Origin of the sequence: Methanooceanicella nereidis (assembly GCF_021023085.1) — an archaeon.
GTDB lineage: Archaea > Halobacteriota > Methanocellia > Methanocellales > Methanocellaceae > Methanooceanicella > Methanooceanicella nereidis.
Window position 1 is genome coordinate 86,076 of sequence record NZ_PGCK01000005.1, and the last position, 19,890, is coordinate 105,965.

Below are 19,890 nucleotides of genomic sequence, written 5' to 3' on the forward strand. Positions count from 1 at the left end.
ACCCATATTAAAGACCTAAAAAATTCTTTTATCACCTCTAAAAATTAAATATAATAAATATAATAATAATAATGTTAGAGACAATACTATGAGCCCGGAGCAGAAAGCTTTCTGGAGCTTATCCCCGGAAGAGTCGTTTAAGCTTCTTAATACGTCACAGGACGGCCTTGACAGCGAAGACGCCGGGCGCCGGCTAAGAGACAGCGGACCTAATGTCCTGAGGCCGAAGAGAAGCTTTAACGTTTTAAAATTATTTCTTGCGCAGTTTAAAAGCCCCATAATAATCATATTGCTTTTTGCAGCCGCACTATCATTATTTCTCAAAGACCCTACGGACGCCATAATAATAATGATCATAGTCCTGGTAAGCGGCCTGCTTGGTTTTTGGCAGGAGCTGGATGCCACGAACGCCGTAAACAGGCTCATGGAAATGGTAAAGGTAAAGGTCACGGTCATCAGGGACGGCATAAGCAGGGAGATATGGTTCGACGATGTGGTTAAGGGCGACATCGTACTGCTTTCCGCAGGAAGCGCCGTTCCCGGCGATTGTATGATCCTTGAGTCGAAGGACCTTTTCGTAAATGAAGCTGTGCTTACCGGGGAGACGTTTCCCGTCGAAAAAATGCCGGGGACCCTTCCGCCGAATACCCCCCTGAGTAAAAGGACAAACGTAGTGTTCATGGGAACGCATGCCGTGAGCGGTTCCGGAAAGGCGCTCGTTTTCAGGACAGGAAAGGAGACGGAGTTCGGCAGGATCACGGAGAGGATAGGATTAAAGCCCCCGGAGCCTGAATTCGAAAGAGGCGTAAAGCAGTTCGGGTACCTGCTCATGGAAGTCACGCTTTTTCTCATAATCGCCATTTTCGCTATCAACGTATATCTTGTAAGGCCGGTCCTTGAATCGTTCATTTTTGCCCTGGCGCTGGCCGTCGGCCTTACGCCTCAGCTATTACCCGCCATAATAAGCATAAACCTGGCGAGAGGCGCAAAGAGAATGGCTTCAAAGAGCGTCATAGTCAAGCAATTATCGTCGATAGAGAACTTTGGAAGCATGAACGTGCTTTGCTCGGACAAGACAGGCACAATAACGGAAGGTATCATAAAAGTGCATTCCGCTGTCGACATCCAGGGCGCGGAAAATAAAAAAGTGCTTTTTTACGCCTACCTTAATGCGGTATATGAGACGGGCTACGCCAGCCCCATAGATGAAGCGCTGAGGTCGTATTCAGAATTTGACATCACCGGCTATGATAAGGTCGATGAAGTACCCTATGATTTTTTTCGTAAAAGGCTGAGTGTGCTCCTATCCACATGTGAAAAGAACATCATGATAACAAAAGGCGCGATGAAGAACGTGCTCGAGGCCTGCGATCTGGCAGAAAGCCCTGACGGCAGTATTATCGAGATCGATAAGGTCTCTGATGCACTGGAAAGACAGTTCACGGACCTGAGCGGTCAGGGATATCGTACGCTGGGTATTGCATATCGTGAGGTTTCCGGCCGGCACATTACCAGGGATGACGAGAAAGGAATGACATTCCTCGGAACGCTCGTGCTATACGACCCTCCGAAGCCAGATATAGCCGACATCATTAAAGAGCTGAAAGAGCTGGGTGTTTCTTTAAAGATCATAACAGGGGATAACCGTCTTGTCGCGGCAAGCTTAAGCAGGGAGATCGGCCTTGGATCGGCAAAGATAGTCGCCGGGCCGGAAATAGCTATGACAGGTGATGATGCCCTCATAAACATAGCAGCCAGTGCAGATGTTTTTGCAGAGGTAGAGCCTAACCAAAAAGAGAGGATCATACTGGCGATGAAAAAAGCGGGGAATGTCGTCGGCTACATCGGAGACGGCATCAACGACGGCCCCGCCCTTCACGTCGCCGACGTCAGCATTTCGGTGGAAAGCGCGGTCGATGTGGCCAAGGATGCCGCAAGTATAGTTCTTCTGGAAAAAGACCTCGGTGTGCTTGTCGAGGGGGTAAAGGAAGGGAGGGTGACGTTCGTCAACACCCTGAAATATGTTTTCATGGCCACAAGCGCGAATTTCGGTAACATGTTCAGCATGGCGGGAGCGTCGCTGATCCTGCCGTTCCTCCCGCTGCTGCCGAAACAGATATTATTGACCAATCTGATGACGGACCTCCCCGAAATGACGATCGCTGCCGACAACGTAGACCCGGAAATGGTTGATGTCCCGCGCAGATGGGATATCGGGTTCATAAAAAAGTTCATGATCACCTTCGGCATCCTGAGCTCCGTATTTGACTTTCTCACGTTCGGAGTGCTTATTTTGATAATGAACGCCTCTATGGACCAGTTCCGTACAGGGTGGTTCCTCGAGTCGATCGTCTCCGCGACCATGATCGTGCTGGTGATAAGGACCAGAAAGCCTTTCTTTATGAGCAGGCCTGGGCGATATTTGTTCTTATCTACATTATTCGTTATCGCCGCGACGCTGTTGTTCCCGTATACGCCTCTTGCGCCTATATTTGGTTTTAAGCCTCTTCCGCCGTCCTTCATTTTAGTGTTAGGGCTGATAGTCCTTGCATACGTCATAATGGCTGAAGTCACAAAGAGGCTTTTCTATAAGATGGTAAAATATTGAGTATCTGAATAAGAGGGGTTAGTAACACCTTTCCTGAACTATTTTTAAAAAGCAAAACTTACGCCATCGGGAACCTTAGCAGCGCTGCTATCCCGCCAAGCTTTTCAAGCCTCTGGCCCGGCTCGAACTCGGTGGAGAATACGACCACTTTACCCCTGGAGTATTCCACGCTCCGCATCATTTCCTCGACGTCGGACATACCTTTCTCGCGGAAGTTACGTAAGGTCTCATCCGCTATCAATAAAGTCTCCACAGCGCCGAAATCTACTGCCTTTTTAGTCTCATTATACCCGTATGCGGCCTTGCCGTCCTTCGCGATCTCTGCCATGAGGCTTTCGATATAGGTGGCCTCGCGGGTGATCCTGGTCTCTTCTATCAATCTCTGTAAAGCGCCTCTCCTCAGGACTTCCTGGAAGCCGGATGAGCCTATCGAGGAAGTGTCTTCGACGACGACCTTTTCTGCGACCTCTTTGTAGTTGCTCTTGAGGAACTTCACGAAATCGTCCTTGATAAAGCCGGGCCCGGCGACCACTATGGTCTGGGCTTTTTCCGCATATTTTAACTGGGATGCCACTTCGCCGAAGAAATCCCCTCTGGCGTCGGTGCCTTCGCGTTTTCCGGAGGATGATTGCCTTATCCTGGATACTTCCTCGACTCCGTACTGTCTGACGTTGCCGATCACGGCTTCGCCTTCCTCTATCGTGGCTATGACGACCTCGGGGCGCTTTGCAGCCTCGACCGCCTCATGTACACGCTCTAGCTGGTCGTTCTTCCAGTATTTTACTATGGATAGCTCGTTGAACGGCTCTATGTTGATAGTATGATATGCGCCAGTGTCAAGATCAGAGACTATAGTGCCTTTTATCCTGAGCCTGTTTGAGAACTTGTGGAATTCCACGGTCTCGACGTCAACGCCGAGCCTCACCAGCTTTTTCTCTATCTTGTCAGGCCTTATCTTATCGGAGACCGCGTCAACCGCCCTGAATGTCATAGCGAACACAAGGTCATGGGGCTCTATAATGTACTTTAAGTGCCAGAGATCGTCCAGCGACTCGGGCGTCAGCGATATTTCGCCCTGGTGTCCCTTCAGTTCCTGCTTGTTGACCTTCATTGTATTATCCTCGACTCTCCTGCGGGCATGAACGGGGATATTTTGTCAGGCGACGCTATCTGCCTGATGACCTTCGCGTCTTCCTCACTGGCTTTGTCGACAAAGTAGCGGTATATTTTTTTGGCCATGTCGTCCTGGTTGTACTCTCCGGGCTCTATTGTAACATGATACTTCGCCCTGGACTTTACCGAATCGACCGGCCCGCCTATAATGTAATATCCGGTCTCGTCCACCCTTATGCCGACCGCCGCCCTTACCTGCACGTCGTTGAAATAGTTTCTTTCGCCGCGTATAATAAATGCACCCTTCGCGACATATTCACCCGATTCCGGGGTCTTCGATACCTGCTCGGGCTTTACCCAGTAGCAGTCTCCCGAATACTGTTTCGCTTTCCATACCGATGAATATGATACCGCGAACTGTGCGACCTCGTTCAACGCCTGCTCGGTCACCTGCTTTCCTTCCGTCTTTACCACCGTGATAGGTGCTCCGTGTGCCTGTGCATGGAAGAATATGTCCTTGTTCTCCATGTACTTCTTGACGACCTCTTCATTAGTGTCCGCGTCTCTGCCGGCGATCACTAAGAAGCCGTCCGACGTGTAGAACCACCTGAACCTCTCGTACCATCTCGGCTTACGGCGCTGGACCGTTACCTTCTTGTGGTTAGCCGCTTTTTCCTGGGGCTGTGCCTTTGCTATAAGCTTCTTCGTTTGCTCGATGGCCTTCAGCGCGCCTTCTTTCTTGGACTGTACCTTCTTGGCCTTTTCATAATAGACCTGCGCGTTTTGCGGCACCGTCAGGTTGATATTAAGGTTTACAGTGGCTTCAGGGATGTTCACGGTCAGCGTTCCGGTCGCGGAGTCTATGGCCTGTATCATCGATGCGGCAGCGTTGCCGGTCTTTTTAGCATCTTTCAGTATCTTACGGATGTCATCCCAGGAGTAGCCTTTTTCCCTTGCCCCTTTAATGACCTTGAGGACCTCTTCCACCTTCGGGTATTCGGCGTATATGACCTCGCCTTTCCTGACGTTCTCCTTTTCATCCTTCTCGAACTTCTTGATGGCATCTTCCTGCTGCCTTAAACGCCTCTCAAAGACATTGAGCTTCTCCTCTTTCTTTTCGACTATCGCTGCCTTTACCTCGGTAGCTACCTGCTTACTGTAGTATGCGTCGAGCGCCTTGTTGAAAGATTCGAAGTACACTTTTTGATGGTTTTCATATTTTTTCAGCTCTAAAGGCAGGACGTCAATATCCTTTCCGTTTTCCTGAACGATATATGCCCTGTACGTCCCGTCTGCCAGCGGCCTGAACAGTGCCTGGATAGCGCTCAACAGCAGCCTTATCTCGCTTTCGACCAGCGTCCTGGCTTCCTTGTTCTTATCGATGCCTGCCTTCAGGCAAGCCTCTTCCGCGTACATGCCGCCGATGTTGGTCTGGGTGGCGATCGTCCTTACGACGTCCTTATCGGAATCCGAGAATAATTGGGACAGCCTCTCTACGGTGAGCTCGAAGGGGCTTAGCTGTGCGGGCGGGAACTCGTACTGTTCGCCCCTGACAACGTCCCTGTCCCTCATCTTAAGGGACTTGAGGGGCATCATGATGCGCCTCTGGTCGTCTAAAAGTATGACGTTGCCCCTGTTGAATAGCTCCACCACAAGGGTGTTTTTCACCCCTCCCCTGGTCACGTCTATCTCTAAGATACGGTCGAAAGCGTGCTGCTCCAGTCTGGTGATACGCCCTCCCATCATGTATTTTCTCAGCATCATGGGGAACGCCGGCGGCAGCTTCGGGGATTCCCGGGGGTGTTCCGTGATATGGAACCTTTTACCTGCTTCGGCAATGAGGTCGTACTTGCCTGTCTTGAATTCCTGGACCTTCAGGCGGATCTCGTCGGCCGTGTGCTGGTATGCTTTCTCCAGCTTGGCGTCGATCAGGAACTGCATCTCTTTTACGACTGTGTAAACGTCGACGCTTGTCATTTCTTCTTTCATTTGATACACTTACCCTAATGATTTTTTTAAAAAGTATAAAGCGATGAATTTGATTTTCTTGTAACAAAAGAATGTGCTGATAAATAAACTTTAGCATCGAAGGCTTCGCATATTTCAAGAATCGCTTTTTGTTGTCCTCACCTTTATTTTCATTGAGGCCGAAATTTTATTTTGAGGTGGGCTTATGTCCCGGGACTTGTTGAAAACGTTAGCCCTTATTGCCATAATATTAGCTGTCATAGCTATTATCGCTTTATTTGTTTCAGGTTATATTTCCGCATTCTTCCCTGGCCGTACTATAGACCAGAGCAAAGGCGTCAGCGAGAAGACAGGCATCAGAGGCATAGCAGGAGGGGCCAGAAGCACTGCTCCGTCATCAGAAGCGGCTAAAACAGCGCCGCAGGGATTTCCCGGAATGAACATGACACAGCCTCCGCCCGAAATGATGCCCGTAAGCCCTCCGGAGCAGCATACGGAGCAGCACAGGTATATGTCTCAAGGATACAGGATGCCGCAGGGGATACCTATGGGATACCCTGCAGAAGGCTATCCGCCAATGATGCCCGGAGTGCCTTCACCTCAACCGGGCGAAAAGAACGTGACGACGCCTGCTCCTACAGTGCCGGTAAGATATCCGTCTGCAGGTACACCCGCAATTCAATACCCGCCGGTCTATGAGCAGCCTGAAACTGACTGGCCTTACATTCTCAGGGCACTGATGCAGGTATTACCGTTCATATTCTCAAAACAGGGTGGCGTTAACCCGCTATGGCCGGTGTGGCCGGAATACAGCCCGGCGTTCCAGTGGCCTCAACAATACTAAAATCCGCACTGCAGGTCCAGCGGACACCCTCCGCCGCAATACTGGAACTGTACGCAGTTCCTGCATTTATCAGGCGCGAAACCATGCTCCCTCAGCTTTTTCGCCAGGTCACATTCCCATATCTTTTCAAGGTCGTCCGTCAGCGCGTTCCCCATAGGCTTAAAATAAGACTGGCACGGTAAAACGCTGCCGTCCGGCTCTACAGCAAGAGTAAGCCTGGCCGCGGAGCACGCTTTTATCCCCAGGCCCATCTCTATCGGGTTAATATGGTGATACCTTGTCGGCGTATACCATATGAACTCCATGCTGTGAGCTTCGGCTGTATCGATGATGTCGGGTAAAAGCACTTTCAGCTCATCGACCGGGACACCTTCAGTCTCTACTCCTCTGTTCGCCCTTATGATGGCGTTGATGCCGAACTTCTTTATGCCGAGGCTGTTCAGGAACGGTATCAGGTCGAGTATAGTATCCTTATTCTTCTCCGTGATCGTGGTATTAGTGGTCGTATATACCTTGCTGACGACGTTCTTTATGCCTGCCACCGTCTCCTTGAACGCGTTCGCCCCGCACATCTCGTTATGTATCTTCGGGTCCGGCGACTCGATAGTGATCTGCACATAGTCAAGCCCGGCCTTATTCAGCGAATCCACGCGCTCTGGAGTGAGCAGCCTTCCGTTAGTGATAAGTCCTGTGACGGCGCCAAGCTTCTCGGCATATATGATAAGTTCCTCGAGGTCGTCGCGCATCAGCGCTTCCCCGCCGGTAAAAACGAGATTAGGGACCTCGAAGTCGACGCACTTCTTAATGATCTTCTTCCACTCGTCAGTGGTCAATTCCTTCGTCGTTTTCGGGCCGCCGACATAGCAGTGTCCGCAATTATTGTTACACCTGTAAGTTATGGCAAGGTCTATCCTCAGCGGTGCTTTCAAAAGCTGATGCTCAGGCTCCTTCATCTTGACGTCGTAACATGAGAAAGGACATGCGTTATCCTCGGCGACTCCCCACATGATGCTCTGGAGGCGCTCATAGTCGGCGCTGGCTCGTTCCTTACTGACTTTGTATTTCATCATGATGCGAAGCAGCACGTTATCCTTGATGCTTCCGACAAGCGGGGGCTTTTCGTTATACTTCATATAATATCTCATGAAGTCAGTCCCGATGCGGTCAAGGTAAAGGATATAGGAAGCGTTCACTATCAGCAGTCCGGTGCCGTCCTTCTCTTCTCTCAGGTGCAGCCTTGAGCCGTCTATCCTTGTCTTTATCATGTACATCCTCCTCCGCCGCCGGCACATGCACACGCACACGCACAGGATACGCATGCACAGGCGCAGGATACGCAGGCGCATGAAGTCCTTCCGGTAGGCGCTGCGTACGAGCCTCTGATATTTGAAGTGGGCGGCGGCGCATTAGCCTCTTTCCTCACCCCGATGAACCTTTCAACGTTAGCTACGACGCCGGCGGAAAACGATTCGACAGAATTACTGATCGAGTTCGCGAAATTCTCTACCGTCGCGGTGGTCCTGTCTGTCGGCCTCGGCACTTCGGGCGTAGGAGTGGGAACGGGCTTCGCCGCTTCTTCGCCTCTCGTCGGGACCCTGTACTCGTAGGGACGCGGAAGTCCCCAGTAATACGGGTACCACCAGTAATACGGTGGCACGCGGTAAGTATCGCTTCCGGGCGCATCGGAAACATACTCTTTTGTCTTTTCCTTGAACTCCTCGTCAGCGAGCAGCCACATCATGTTAGAGTCATATTTTTCGAGTTTTAACTCCGGCGTCTCTACCGCTTTGATCTCGTCCCATGCGGTGTATATCTTCTGCCGGTAATATACCTCGGTGTCCCTTCTGCAGTAAGGCCTTGTCTTATCAACCACACGGCGGGCTATGACCTTGAAGCACTCCAGAAGTTTAGCCTCGTCAAGCCTGTCGTCGACGATGGACTCTACGAATAGCTTTTCATAATATTTCAAGCCCTTTTTGGATACAAGTTCGAGCCTGATAGGGTCAGTAGAGATAAGCTTGATGTTGCCCTTTTTCATCAGCTGGAACATGATTATGGTCAATACTCTTTTTGGGTCGATACGAAGCAGCGTCGCGGCTTCCGCAGGGTCAAGTTCCTTGTTGACGCCGATCCCATCCATTTTTACTACAGGTGAACTATACGGGTTACGTTTTGTGGAAGCCCCTGCGAATATGATTATCATGAATATCCCGAAGAAGAATAACATCGGGCAGATGCATCCGCAGACATCTTCGAAGAAAAACGGCGTGACGCCGGGGAAGTACGGCTCTGCCGTGGGCTCGGCCTTACCAAAGACAGCTCCGGGCTGCATGTATTTATCGGGGAATGCCACCGCCACCTCGAACTTCTGGTTCGGCGCGAGATTTTTCTCCTCGAAATAAACGGCAAGCTGACCGTTCTCTATCATTGTATTATCATATTCACGCTTGCCGGTGAGCACTTCATCCTTGCTCACGCCTTCGGGAAGGTATATCTTGACCCTGGTATCATCGATGTACATGTCCCACCAGACGGGGATGAAAGTGACAATATCATACCCTTCCCGGTCCGCCTGATAAACGAACGGGTAGAGCGAAGAATAGATGTTAAGCTTAACGTTATCGCCGGGCCTCAGGTTAAAGTCCTGTATCTTTATCTGGCCGCCTTCTACCCTGAAGTCATGCCTTTTGCTGCTGCCGTCCTCCACATAATAGACTTTCTGGTTTGATGTCGTCAGAGGTATCCATACCTCGTTCCAGACACCCTTCACGATGTCAGCGTCTATACGGTATTCCATGTAGACGACGCCAGTCGTATTAACGTCAAGCAGGACGTGCTGGTTATTGACCTGCCACCGGTATTCCTCGGCCGATGCCACAGGTGTCATTGATAATATGATGATCGCGATGAACGTGATGCAAAGCGCTTTTTTAAAATCCGACGACATGTCCATTCCTTATTCTATCTGTTTCTCCAATCCGAAAGGTATGAGCTCGGGGAACGAATAGGTTATGATGCCCGTATGCTCGGTCGCCTCAAGGTTTATCTCGCAAATGCCTTTCCGGGCCATCCTGTCGAGCACCATCTCCGCCTGGCTCGACTCGAAGCCGACGTTGATCAGGTCTGCGACGGTGACGCTGCCTTTGTTCTTCTTCGCCATGGCCAGCACCTGCCTTTCCATATTATGGTACCTGGCATCCTCCATTTTTTCTTCCATTAAAGCCGAATATGCCATATACCCCACGAAAGCCGCCGCTCCCAGCATGGCAAGCCCTACAAGGCCTGTCGCCACGGACCAGCCTCGCCCCGCTATGACAGCCATGATTGTGATGAACCATACAGGAAGGCTTATGGCGATAATGCCCAGGCTGGCGAGTATCAACATGATGGTTTTTTGTTTCACAAATTTTTATATTATCCGGCATGACTATAGATTTTTTGTCTATGAGGCCCACAGGGCTTTAATTAGTGCCATCGATAAAAACGCGGCGACAGGTATCCAGAGATTTTCCAGCTTACCTGCGTATGCCTCTGTGATCATGCCTGCGATAGAGCCGATAAAAATGAGAGGCCCTACAAAAAAATACCCGACAGCCGATGAAACGATAATGCCTGAAACTGTCCCCGCCAGCGTCTTTTTTGTATATGGCAATTTACGCCTGCCGAACTTCTTTCCCATCGTACTTGCGACCCCGTCACCCAGCGTCAGCACTATGATACTTGCATAACAAACTTCTGGCGCATAGTACAAGGAAATGACTAGCAGCCCGGCTATGGAGACAAGATAAAGAAAAGGCTCGAACGCACATCCTTTCATCTCCCCGTCGCGATAAAGGATTGATAGATACTCTTTTTTGACATAACGCTTCGCTAGCTCAAGCGCGATAAAAACGGCCAGTCCCAGCGATATGAGCGCGATCGAGATATATGCCGAATAAAGGGCGATGAAAACAAAAGCCGTGCCGGAGATATGCACCAGTTTCCTGGGCTCGATGATATGAAACGCTTCCATACCCATATCCCGGCAAAAAGGGTAGCTACAGGGCTACCACAGGTTAATGCCGCGTATCGTACAGCCGCTCTCCACGACCGATCCTACGATCTTACCGTCAGTCATCTTGACGATCGGGCCGGCCTCGTCCTTCGAGGTGATCATCAAGTAGCCCATACCCATGTTAAAGGTACGGTACATCTCCCTGTCGTCTATGCCACCCTCTTCCTGGATGAATGTGAACACGTCCTGTACCGGCAGCGGGTCATGGAAGTCGAATCCAAGCTTCGTGATGCGCTTTAAGTTGTTTAGGCCTCCGCCGGTGACATGGGCCATGCCCTTGACGTTGAACCTCTTGAAGATACCTACGACCTCAGAGTAGATACGTGTCGGCTTTAACAATTCTTCGCCTATCGTAACATTATTATTGTACGGGAACGGGTCAGAATATTTCAGTCCGGCGTCCTGTACGACCTTCCTGACAAGGCTATATCCGTTAGAGTGTACGCCGTTGGACGGGAAGCCTATGATGACATCTCCGACCTCGACCTTTTCTCCGGTGATGATCTTATCCTTTTCTACGACGCCCACGCAGGTGCCGGCGAGGTCGAACCCTTTGATTATGTCCGGCAGAGACGCGGTCTCCCCGCCCACTATAGAGATGTTCGCCTGTCTTGCGCCTTCGTTAAGGCCTTTGATGACCTGGCTTATCAGCTCTTCGTTTGGCTTTTCAATTGAGATATAATCGACGAACGCCAGAGGCTCGATACCCATAACATAAAGATCGTTCACGTTCATCGCGATACAGTCGATACCGACCGTATCCCATTTTTCCATGATGTCGGCTATGATCAGCTTTGTGCCTACGCCGTCAGTGGTGATCGCCAGTGCGTAGTCTCCCATGTCAATGAGACCGGCATAGTGGCCGGACTCTCCCATCGGCTGCCCGAACCCGGTGCGCTTGTAGGTGAGCCCTTTAATGATGCCCGATTTTATTCCTTCGAGCTTTGTGACATCCACGCCTGCTTCCGCATAGGTCAGGCCTTTCTGAGGTCCCTTATTTCCCGTATCTTCTTCCATGATGGAGAGATAAGCCCCGAAAGATAAATAAAAGTTACTCTTAGTCTTGAAGTTACTTATAGAATTAAATTTAGTAGCACCTGGTATGCCTCATCATCATTAATTGATCGTTTCGATATTCTATTTACCACAAAGGCGAACAAGGAACACAAAACTGCTAACCACAAAGCGCACAAAGGCGAACAAGGAACACAAAGGACCTTTTTAAGAAGATGATCATATACTAAAAAAAATTTTGTGTACCTTACTCGCCTTCGTGCGCTTCGTGGTTAACAACTTAGTGTACCTTACTCGCCTTCGTGCGCTTCGTGGTTAACAACTTAGTGTACCTTACTCGCCTTCGTGCGCTTCGTGGTTAACAACTTAGTGTACCTTACTCGCCTTCGTGCACTTCGTGGTTAACAACTTAGTGTACCTTCGAGCCCTTAGTGGTTAACTTGACCGATGAACATACGAGGCAGAGAACTTATCGCCTCAAGATTTCGGTATGAACATCCGTATCGGGCAACGAGCCGTATCGTTGTCTGAGGGTATTATCGTCCCCGTGTTCGAGCATTCCCCACTCTTTCCATCCTTCGGTACATAAAACTTACATTGAGAGCAGACTGGCATTCTTCTATCACCTTCATCCCCGGAGATGCTAACGCATGCATAGGGTTTTGTTAAAATAGAAGTATATAGCAGCCAGTATAATAATTTTTAGATGGACAAAAAACAGAAAATTAAAGCTTCGGACAGGTGTCCAAAGCCTTCGTCACTTAAAACTTATCTAATGCGAATTCCTGGTGGAGCACTCTTACTGCCTTCTGGGCGTCGTCCCTGTTAACGACGAAGGATATGTTAGCCTCCGAAGAGCCCTGGCTGATCATCCTTATATTAATGCCCTCTTTGCCAAGAGATGTGAATACCTGGCCTGCCACGCCGGGCGAGCCCGCCATTCCCTCCCCTACGACAGCGACAACACACACGTTGTTGTTACACGTGATATCTTTCACGATGTCGTCGTTAAACTCGGCCCTTAAAGAATTTATAGCAGAATTTGCCTGCAGGCCGTCAATGGCGATCGAGACGTTGAACTCGCTCGAAGCCTGGCTGATCATTATGATATTGACCTCGCCTTTGCCCAGCGCGGTGAATATCCTTCCGGCGATGCCGGGGGTGCCGGACATCGACGCGCCGCTGATATTTATGAGAGAGATGTTCTTTATCATCGTGACTGCCTTTACGAGGCTGTTCTTTTCAGCGTCGTTGTTCATCACGACCATTGTTCCGGGGTGATCGGGCTGGAACGTGTTAAGCACCCTTACCGGTATGCCCTTCTTCACGGCTGGCTCTATCGTCTTCGGGTGAAGCACTTTAGCGCCGAAGTATGACAGTTCCATGGCCTCAAGATATGTAACGACAGGAAGCGTCCTTGCCTCGGGAACTATCCTCGGGTCGGTCGTCATGATACCGTTGACGTCGGTGTAGATCCATATCTCGTCCGCGTCTATCGCCGCGCCTATTATGGAAGCGCTGTAATCTGACCCGCCTCTTCCCAGCACGGTTATGATACCCTTCTCGTTGGACGCTACGAAACCGGTCACCACGGGGATCATGTTATCCCGGAGAAGCGGAAGAAGTTTCTCTTTGATCTTCGTGTCACAGCTTTTGTCGGGTTTCGCGCTCTCATACCTGCTGTCGGTTATCAGGCCTGCTTCCCCTCCGGCAAAGAACCTCGACTTAACACCGAGGGACCTTATCGCGCCGCTGATGATGGGTACGCACATGCGCTCCCCGTATGAATATATGTAAGCGAGAGACCTGTTCGTAAGCTCGCCGAGATAGCAGACGCCGATGAGCGCGTTCTTTAGTTCGGACAGCCTCTGGTTGATCTCACCCGAGACCTCGTTGCGTATGGCCTCATCGTCGATAGCGTCCTTAATTGCGAGCTCATGCCTGCTGATGATCTCGTTAAAGTGGCTCTCGAAATCTATGGTGTTGCAGGTCTCGCTCGAGATCTGCGCCATTTCGTAGAGCTTATCGGTGATACCGGTCATAGCCGATGCGACTACGATGACATCGTTCCCTTCGTCATAGTACTTTTTGACGAGCTTTGCGACATTTTTTATCCTGGAACCGTCGCCGACCGAGGTTCCTCCGAACTTCATCACGATCTTCATTTATACCACTGTCTATGGTGACCACTATTGCGCCTAGTTTTGAGTTAGATTATATAAGAAAATTACGCATATAAGGTCTTGCTGGTTGACAGGAAAATTCATAAAAAACCTTTTGAAGAAAAATATTGGGCTAGTTGGAACTTGTGCTTTAATATCCCGAAAATATGAGGCGATTTTAATACTGATCACCTGTATGAATTTAGAAAATAGAATATATATTAAAAAATAAATAAATTTATTTGATGGCGATCGTGGTAGGGACTGACCTCACAAAGACTTATAATGGCCTTCGGGCCGTCGACAACATCAACTTTTCAATAGAGCGCACGGAATGCTTTGGCTTTCTGGGGCCCAACGGCGCGGGGAAGACCACAGTAATGAAAATGATAAGCTGCCGCTCGCCGGTAGGCAGCGGCGATATTGTCGTCAATAATATGAGCGTAAAGACTGACGCCAGAAAGATAAAAAGTGTCATAGGGGTCGCGACGCAGGAAGATAACCTGGACAGGGACCTTACTATCTTTGAGAACCTTGCGATATATTCCCGGTACTTTGATATTTCAAAAGGCGTGGCAAAAAAGCGGATAGATAAGCTTCTCGGCTTTTTTGACCTTACCAGTAAAAGAGATACGCGCGTGGACGAACTTTCGGGCGGGATGAAGCGAAAGCTGATAGTCGCCAGGGCGCTTGTGAACGACCCTGAGATTTTGATCCTCGACGAGCCTACGACAGGGCTGGACCCGCAGGCCCGGAGGCAAATCTGGGATACGGTCATCAGACTAAAGTCCGAAGGCAAGACGATCATCCTCACAACGCACTACATGGACGAGGCTGAGGAGCTATGCGATAGGCTCGCTTTGATGTTCGACGGAAAAATACTGGAATACGGCTCGCCTAAGGAGCTGATCGAGAAGATCATCGGCACCAATGTCTGCGAGCTTTATGCCCCGGACAAGGAGTCCGCAAATGAGATAAGCAAGACGATACCGGGCAGCATAGAGCAGGTAGGGAGCAGGTTATACATCTACGGGAACGACGCGAACGTCCTCAGGAGAATGTGCGAGGCGGCCACCAGCGCAAAGCATAGCGTGAGGCGCGCCACGCTCGAGGACGTGTTCTTAAAGCTTACAGGGAGGGGTCTGAAATAAAAATAGAGCTTCCCACGCTCAGGGCGAGGCATATCTGGTCAAGGAACAGGGATGTCTTTAAAAAGTTCGCGCTGTCCAGCATCCTGCCTTATTTTGCCGAGCCTTTACTTTTCATACTTGCGCTTGGATACGGCCTGGGGATTTTTGTCGGGGAGATAAACGGCGTCAGTTACGCTCAGTTCCTTGCACCGGGCATACTATCGTCGTCGGCGATGTTCGCAGCGTCATACGAATGCACGTACTCGACGTTCGTGAGGATGATATTTCAAAAGACCTTTGACGCCATCCTTTGCACACCGCTCATGGTCGAGGACATCGTGCTCGGAGAAATATTGTGGGGCGCTACAAAAAGCCTGATCAGCGGCATATGCATCTTTATCGTTATCCTAGCCCTTGGCCTCATCAGTTTAGAGTCGGCCGTAATAATCATACCGACGATCATTATCGTAGGGTTGATGTTTTCTTCCCTGAGCATGTTCTTTACTTCGATAGTGCCGACGATAGACTCGTTCAACTATTATTTCACACTGCTGGTCTCGCCGATGTTCCTCCTGTCAGGGGTTTTCTTCCCGATAGAAAATCTGCCCCCGATAGTCAAGGATATTTCATGGTGGCTGCCGCTGACGCATGCAGTAAATATTATACGGTCCGCTGCGCTGGGAGAACACAACCCGTCGTTCTTGCTGGATATATCCTGGATGATAGTGTTCACGCTGATATTCTATGCGCTATCCACGGTACTTATGAAGAAAAGGCTTATTCAATGAATCATTATCGAACGATCTCGATGTCATTCTTTTCGCAGATAGCTACCCCGTAACTCCCGAAATCCACCTCGAATGTGTTCCGGCCGCTGCCGGTGATCTTATAGAGGATGACCCCTTCGGAGCCTTCGGGTATCACGTCGCCCCCAAGTGAGCCCTTTAGCTCACGCAGGAGTACAACTCTGTCATTCACGCGCATATATGACCAACTATATAAAGTAGATTTAAAGTCGTATAAACTTTTGGTTTGTCCCGGAAAGTCTTATTAACCATTTATACATTCTACCTCTCATGAGCCATATCGTTGCCATGACCATAGCCGGTTCGGACTCCGGCGGAGGCGCCGGGATCCAGGCGGACCTCAAGACCTTCCAGGCCCTCGGAGTCCACGGCACCTGCGCCATCACCGCGATAACTTCGCAGAACACCCTGGGCGTCCAGGGAGTATACGATGTCCCCGCAGAGGTCACAGAGAGCCAGATAGACTCGATCATGAGCGATTTCAACGTGATCTTCGCAAAGACAGGCATGCTTTCAAAAGCAGAGACCGTAGAGTGCGTTGCCCGCAAGGTCAAACAGTACGGCCTGAAAGTCGTTATAGACCCCGTCATGGCCGCAGAATCCGGAGGCCGGCTCCTGAACCCCGACGCCGTCGACGCTCTAAAGAACAAGCTCATCCCTCTCGCGGAAGCCGTCACCCCGAACACCTATGAGGCATCAGTCCTGTGCGGTTTCGAGATAAAAGACATAGACGACGCAAAAAAAGCCTGCGAAAAAATATACGCCCTCGGAGTAAAAAACGTCATCATCACCGGCGGCCACTTCGGCGGCATCGATATTCTTTACAATGGCGATTTTAAGGTCTTCAGGGGAGAACTTGTCAAAGGCGGCACTCACGGCACAGGATGCACATACGCAGCCTCCCTCACCGCATATCTCGCAAAAGGAGAGCCCGTCGAAAAAGCCTGCGAGAAAGCAAAAGCATTTGTAAAAGACGCAGTGTCAAACTCGATGGACGTTGGCCATGGAGTAAGGCCGGTCAACCCCGGCGGTAAACTATTTTAATTTTAATTTTTCGCGTTCGGCGAGGCTTTTAGGGTCTGCCCGCAGCGAGTGAGTGTAGCGAACGAGCGAAGGGATGCGTAGATGGCAGGGTAATGGACGCCGCCTCAGTCGGCGTCGCTTAGGGCTTGCGAGCGAGCATGCAGCGAAGCTGCCATGCGAGCGGGGTGCAAGCCCGGCCCTGACATCGAAGCACCCTAAAAGCCGAGTAGCGAGGCCGAAGGCCGAGCGTCGAACCGCGTGAACCAAAAAGCAATAGATTATAATATAATTCAAACATCGAACCGCGTGAACTGAATAACCATGGAATATCAAATAGAACTATATTTAGAAAATCATTACACAAAAACAGTTATTTTTAAAATAGAAGGTATAAGTGTCGGAGGCGGGATCCGAACCCGCGACCTTCAGATGTCTCAGGTTATAGCGTATTCTTACAATACCCTATGAGTCTGACGCCCTAACCAGACTAGGCCACTCCGACATTTTGCATATCCTAAATATCATACTATGATATAACTCTTGTGGTTTATGCCTGGATAAATGCCGGAATAAATGCCGGAATAAATATTAAAAAAAGGATTAATTAAAGGCATTTCGCCTTCCATCGCCCCGGCAAACAATATCGCCCAAAGATCACATTTTTCTTGAGCGTACTTCGACCTTATCCTCATAGCCGATATAGACCATGCTGGCATTGGTAAAGATACCGTGCTCAACCAGACCGGGTATCCGGGACAGCTTAACACTTAAAGCCGCCGGCTCAAGGATCCTGCCGAACTCGCAGTCAAGTATCATGTTACCGTTATCCGATATGACAGGCCCGTCCTTGCCGGTGCCGCTCCTGACCGTACATTTCCCGCCAAGTTTTGAAAGCTCTTTCTCGACTAGCCTGCGCGCATAAGGTATAACCTCAATGGGTACAGACCTGGCCAGAACGTCCGTGTATTTCTTATCGTCGATAATAACGACGAACTTAGCCGCCGACATAGAAACTATCTTTTCCCTCGTGTGGGCAGCGCCTCCGCCCTTAATGACGTTCAGGGCCGCGTCAACCTGATCGGCGCCATCGATGGCGATGTCCAGCTCCGGGCTCTCCGTGAGCGACGTCAGAGGTATACCGCATTCTATTGCGAGCGCCTCGGACGCATACGATGTCGGCACGCCTTTTATCTTAAGGCCGTCCTCAACGACCTTTCTGCCAAGGTATTTAATGGCGTGGGCCGTAGTCGACCCGGTACCCAGCCCGACGACCATGCCGTCGGTAACAAGCTCGCATGCCTTTTCGGCCGCGTTCCTTTTAGCCTCTTCACTGCCTGAAAGATTCTTCATAATTCCCGTGGGATAATGAAGGGCCTAAAATGGAAAAAATTTACGGTGAAAAACTAAGGAAAAATGGTTCATAAATGGCGACAAAAAAGATCGCGCAAGTTAACCATAAAGGGCTCTAAGGCACACTAAATTGCTAACCACAAAGCGCACGAAGGCGAACATGGACCACTAGCTCTCACCACAAAGCGCACAACGAGCACAAGGGAACACTAGCTCTCACCACAAAGCGCACAACGGGCACAAGGGAACACTAGCTCTCACCACAAAGCGCTCAAAGGCGAGTAAGGTACACAAAATTTTTTGTATATAATAATTATCTTCTAAAAAAAGTCCTTTGTGAACCTTCGAGCCCGTTGAGCGCTTAGTGGTGAAAAATAGTGGTCCTTCGAGCCCATAGAGCGCTTAGTGGTGAAAAAATAGTCCATATTCACCTTTGTTGTATGCATGATCAATAATACGCCAGTAATTCTTCGATAAAGTGATCATGTACGGCAAAAACTTTAGTCGCTGTGTACAAAATATTTTAAAGATCGATCTTAAGATCAGCCGCCTGATACCGGCGGGAATATGGCGAGCTCGTCGCCTTCTTTGATCTGCGCGGCCATGCCCTTGCCGGACTTTACATCCTTTCCGTTCAGAAGTACGTTGACGTAAGGCTTTATCTCGCCGTCCTGCAGCATGAGGGGGCCGAGGCCAGGATATTCGGATATAAGGGAAGATATCACGTCCCTTATCGTATCGCCGGCGACATCGATCTCGATGTCCTTCTTGCGCGTGACTTCCCGGAAGTTCGCAAACAGCTTTATCTTGATCTTAACAGTAACAGTAGCCATGTAACAGCATTCCACTTTGACGCGGAGGGTTATAAAAATTATGCTCAGGCAGCCGGTTACTCCCGACCGCCCACCTGCTTATACACTTTCATGTACTGGTCCATCATCGACTTGATCTCGAGAGATCCTGTCGCGTCGACCACTCCTACGGCCGCTATGGCCTCCCCTCCGACAAGTATCGGGGCGACGATCACAGGGATGTCTTTATAGATCCCCGATGCCGGTACGGTCTTTATAAGCTTCTTTTCAGCAAGGCATTGCTCCAGTATCGGACCGGTATAATCTCTTGATATAACGGCACCATCCTCGATCCGCAGGCCGGGCTTATTCTTGCTCCTGGCTGTCACAGGCAGGTTGCCGAACAGCGAATGGATGCACATGGCAAGCTCGATGAGGTCGTTTGCAGTGGAATCCGGGGTTATGGTGATCTGAGCCATGATTATTCTTTACGCGACTGAAGCTATTATATTTTTGCAACAGGATAAATCTAAGGGGGCCACATCTGTAATTGCATGCGCACGCGAGTTGTTACATCGACGAACTCTTTTAAGGTCAGCATTCCTGAAGTATCGATAATGCCTATCGCGGCTACGTTATTACCCTCCCTGTCCCTTACAGGGGAAATGAAAATCGGTAAACCCGTATGCTTTCCCATATTCACATTAGTACGTATCACATCGCCCATGTCATCGAATAAAGCGCAGTCGAGTTCATTGCATAGCTGCTCGCCGTCGTTGACGGCACCATCCTCTACCATCACACCTTCTCCAAGCCTGCTTTTTATGATAACTGGCATCCTGCCGATGAGATTATGCAAGCACATGGCAAGAGATGCCAGCCCTATTCCGGGGACGTCAGGGGATATTGTCAATAGTCGCATTATATCCATCTCTACAAAAAAATTATAAATATATTATCGAGAAAATAAACATAATGTCCAGAGGACGCCGGCCATTATCATAAGTCGCCAGACAACAGATGCCGA

Annotated in this window: 18 protein-coding genes and 1 tRNA gene; 5 read left to right on the forward strand and 14 right to left on the reverse strand. The window is 49.9% G+C overall.

The genetic code is table 11. The annotated features are described in order from the left end of the window. Positions 1-88: 88 nt before the first annotated feature. Positions 89-2,608 (forward strand): magnesium-translocating P-type ATPase, encoded by a 2,520-nt coding sequence (mgtA, locus tag CUJ83_RS07410; RefSeq protein ID WP_230741654.1) that lies wholly within the window; start codon positions 89-91, stop codon positions 2,606-2,608. A gap of 58 nt (positions 2,609-2,666) precedes the next feature. Here mgtA and CUJ83_RS07415 read toward each other — a convergent pair whose 3' ends face one another. After that, positions 2,667-3,719, reverse strand: coding sequence for an mRNA surveillance protein pelota (locus CUJ83_RS07415; protein ID WP_230741655.1), 1,053 nt, complete (start codon positions 3,717-3,719; stop codon positions 2,667-2,669). Next, positions 3,716-5,710, reverse strand: coding sequence for a ribosome rescue protein RqcH (gene rqcH, locus CUJ83_RS07420; RefSeq protein ID WP_230741656.1), 1,995 nt, complete (start codon positions 5,708-5,710; stop codon positions 3,716-3,718). Before rqcH ends, CUJ83_RS07415 begins: the two co-directional genes overlap by 4 nt. A gap of 196 nt (positions 5,711-5,906) precedes the next feature. Here rqcH and CUJ83_RS07425 point away from each other — a divergent pair, with 196 nt between their 5' ends. Then, complete coding sequence (locus tag CUJ83_RS07425) at positions 5,907-6,533, forward strand: hypothetical protein (RefSeq protein ID WP_230741657.1); 627 nt, start codon at positions 5,907-5,909, stop codon at positions 6,531-6,533. Here CUJ83_RS07425 and CUJ83_RS07430 read toward each other — a convergent pair. From CUJ83_RS07430 to CUJ83_RS07455, 6 genes are all read right to left on the reverse strand, one after another. Beyond that, positions 6,530-7,798: a radical SAM/SPASM domain-containing protein gene (locus CUJ83_RS07430; protein ID WP_230741658.1), complete on the reverse strand. Its 1,269-nt coding sequence runs from the start codon at positions 7,796-7,798 to the stop codon at positions 6,530-6,532. The genes CUJ83_RS07425 and CUJ83_RS07430 overlap by 4 nt on opposite strands. Next, positions 7,795-9,486: a dolichyl-diphosphooligosaccharide--protein glycosyltransferase subunit 1 gene (locus CUJ83_RS07435; protein ID WP_230741659.1), complete on the reverse strand. Its 1,692-nt coding sequence runs from the start codon at positions 9,484-9,486 to the stop codon at positions 7,795-7,797. Before CUJ83_RS07435 ends, CUJ83_RS07430 begins: the two co-directional genes overlap by 4 nt. Positions 9,487-9,489: 3 nt before the next feature. Then, entirely contained in the window at positions 9,490-9,936 is a 447-nt protein-coding gene (locus tag CUJ83_RS07440; RefSeq protein WP_230741660.1) for a zinc ribbon domain-containing protein, read from the reverse strand. A gap of 39 nt (positions 9,937-9,975) precedes the next feature. Beyond that, positions 9,976-10,545 carry a diacylglycerol/polyprenol kinase family protein gene (locus tag CUJ83_RS07445; RefSeq protein ID WP_230741661.1) on the reverse strand — a complete coding sequence of 190 codons (570 nt, stop codon included), beginning with the start codon at positions 10,543-10,545 and terminating at the stop codon, positions 9,976-9,978. A 33-nt stretch (positions 10,546-10,578) separates the two neighbouring features. Beyond that, positions 10,579-11,604, reverse strand: a complete 1,026-nt coding sequence (purM, locus tag CUJ83_RS07450; protein ID WP_230741662.1) for a phosphoribosylformylglycinamidine cyclo-ligase — start codon at positions 11,602-11,604, stop codon at positions 10,579-10,581. Positions 11,605-12,362: 758 nt separating this feature from the next. Continuing rightward, entirely contained in the window at positions 12,363-13,766 is a 1,404-nt protein-coding gene (locus CUJ83_RS07455; protein WP_230741663.1) for an aspartate kinase, read from the reverse strand. 242 nt (positions 13,767-14,008) lie between these two features. Here CUJ83_RS07455 and CUJ83_RS07460 point away from each other — a divergent pair, with 242 nt between their 5' ends. Continuing rightward, positions 14,009-14,914 carry an ABC transporter ATP-binding protein gene (locus tag CUJ83_RS07460; protein ID WP_230741664.1) on the forward strand — a complete coding sequence of 302 codons (906 nt, stop codon included), beginning with the start codon at positions 14,009-14,011 and terminating at the stop codon, positions 14,912-14,914. A gap of 32 nt (positions 14,915-14,946) precedes the next feature. After that, entirely contained in the window at positions 14,947-15,681 is a 735-nt protein-coding gene (locus CUJ83_RS07465; RefSeq protein ID WP_369423945.1) for an ABC transporter permease, read from the forward strand. Positions 15,682-15,685: 4 nt separating this feature from the next. On the opposite strand, the gene CUJ83_RS07470 is transcribed toward CUJ83_RS07465, so the two are convergent. Beyond that, on the reverse strand, positions 15,686-15,877 hold the full coding sequence (locus tag CUJ83_RS07470; protein WP_230741665.1) for a hypothetical protein: 192 nt from the start codon (positions 15,875-15,877) through the stop codon (positions 15,686-15,688). Between the two features lie 92 nt (positions 15,878-15,969). Here CUJ83_RS07470 and thiD point away from each other — a divergent pair, with 92 nt between their 5' ends. Then, complete coding sequence (gene thiD, locus CUJ83_RS07475; RefSeq protein ID WP_230741666.1) at positions 15,970-16,743, forward strand: bifunctional hydroxymethylpyrimidine kinase/phosphomethylpyrimidine kinase; 774 nt, start codon at positions 15,970-15,972, stop codon at positions 16,741-16,743. A 374-nt stretch (positions 16,744-17,117) separates the two neighbouring features. Here the strand turns inward: thiD and CUJ83_RS07480 are convergent. The 5 genes from CUJ83_RS07480 to CUJ83_RS07500 all read right to left on the reverse strand — a co-directional run bounded on the left by CUJ83_RS07480 (position 17,118) and on the right by CUJ83_RS07500 (position 19,785). Continuing rightward, positions 17,118-17,224, reverse strand: a tRNA-Met gene (locus tag CUJ83_RS07480). Between the two features lie 152 nt (positions 17,225-17,376). Continuing rightward, positions 17,377-18,072: a ribose-5-phosphate isomerase RpiA gene (gene rpiA / locus CUJ83_RS07485; RefSeq protein ID WP_230741667.1), complete on the reverse strand. Its 696-nt coding sequence runs from the start codon at positions 18,070-18,072 to the stop codon at positions 17,377-17,379. A gap of 542 nt (positions 18,073-18,614) precedes the next feature. Beyond that, positions 18,615-18,905 carry a ubiquitin-like small modifier protein 1 gene (locus tag CUJ83_RS07490; protein WP_230741668.1) on the reverse strand — a complete coding sequence of 97 codons (291 nt, stop codon included), beginning with the start codon at positions 18,903-18,905 and terminating at the stop codon, positions 18,615-18,617. A 56-nt stretch (positions 18,906-18,961) separates the two neighbouring features. Then, positions 18,962-19,342 (reverse strand): DUF2111 domain-containing protein, encoded by a 381-nt coding sequence (locus CUJ83_RS07495; protein ID WP_230741669.1) that lies wholly within the window; start codon positions 19,340-19,342, stop codon positions 18,962-18,964. Positions 19,343-19,392: 50 nt separating this feature from the next. Then, positions 19,393-19,785 (reverse strand): DUF2111 domain-containing protein, encoded by a 393-nt coding sequence (locus CUJ83_RS07500; protein WP_230741670.1) that lies wholly within the window; start codon positions 19,783-19,785, stop codon positions 19,393-19,395. Positions 19,786-19,890 lie beyond the last annotated feature (105 nt).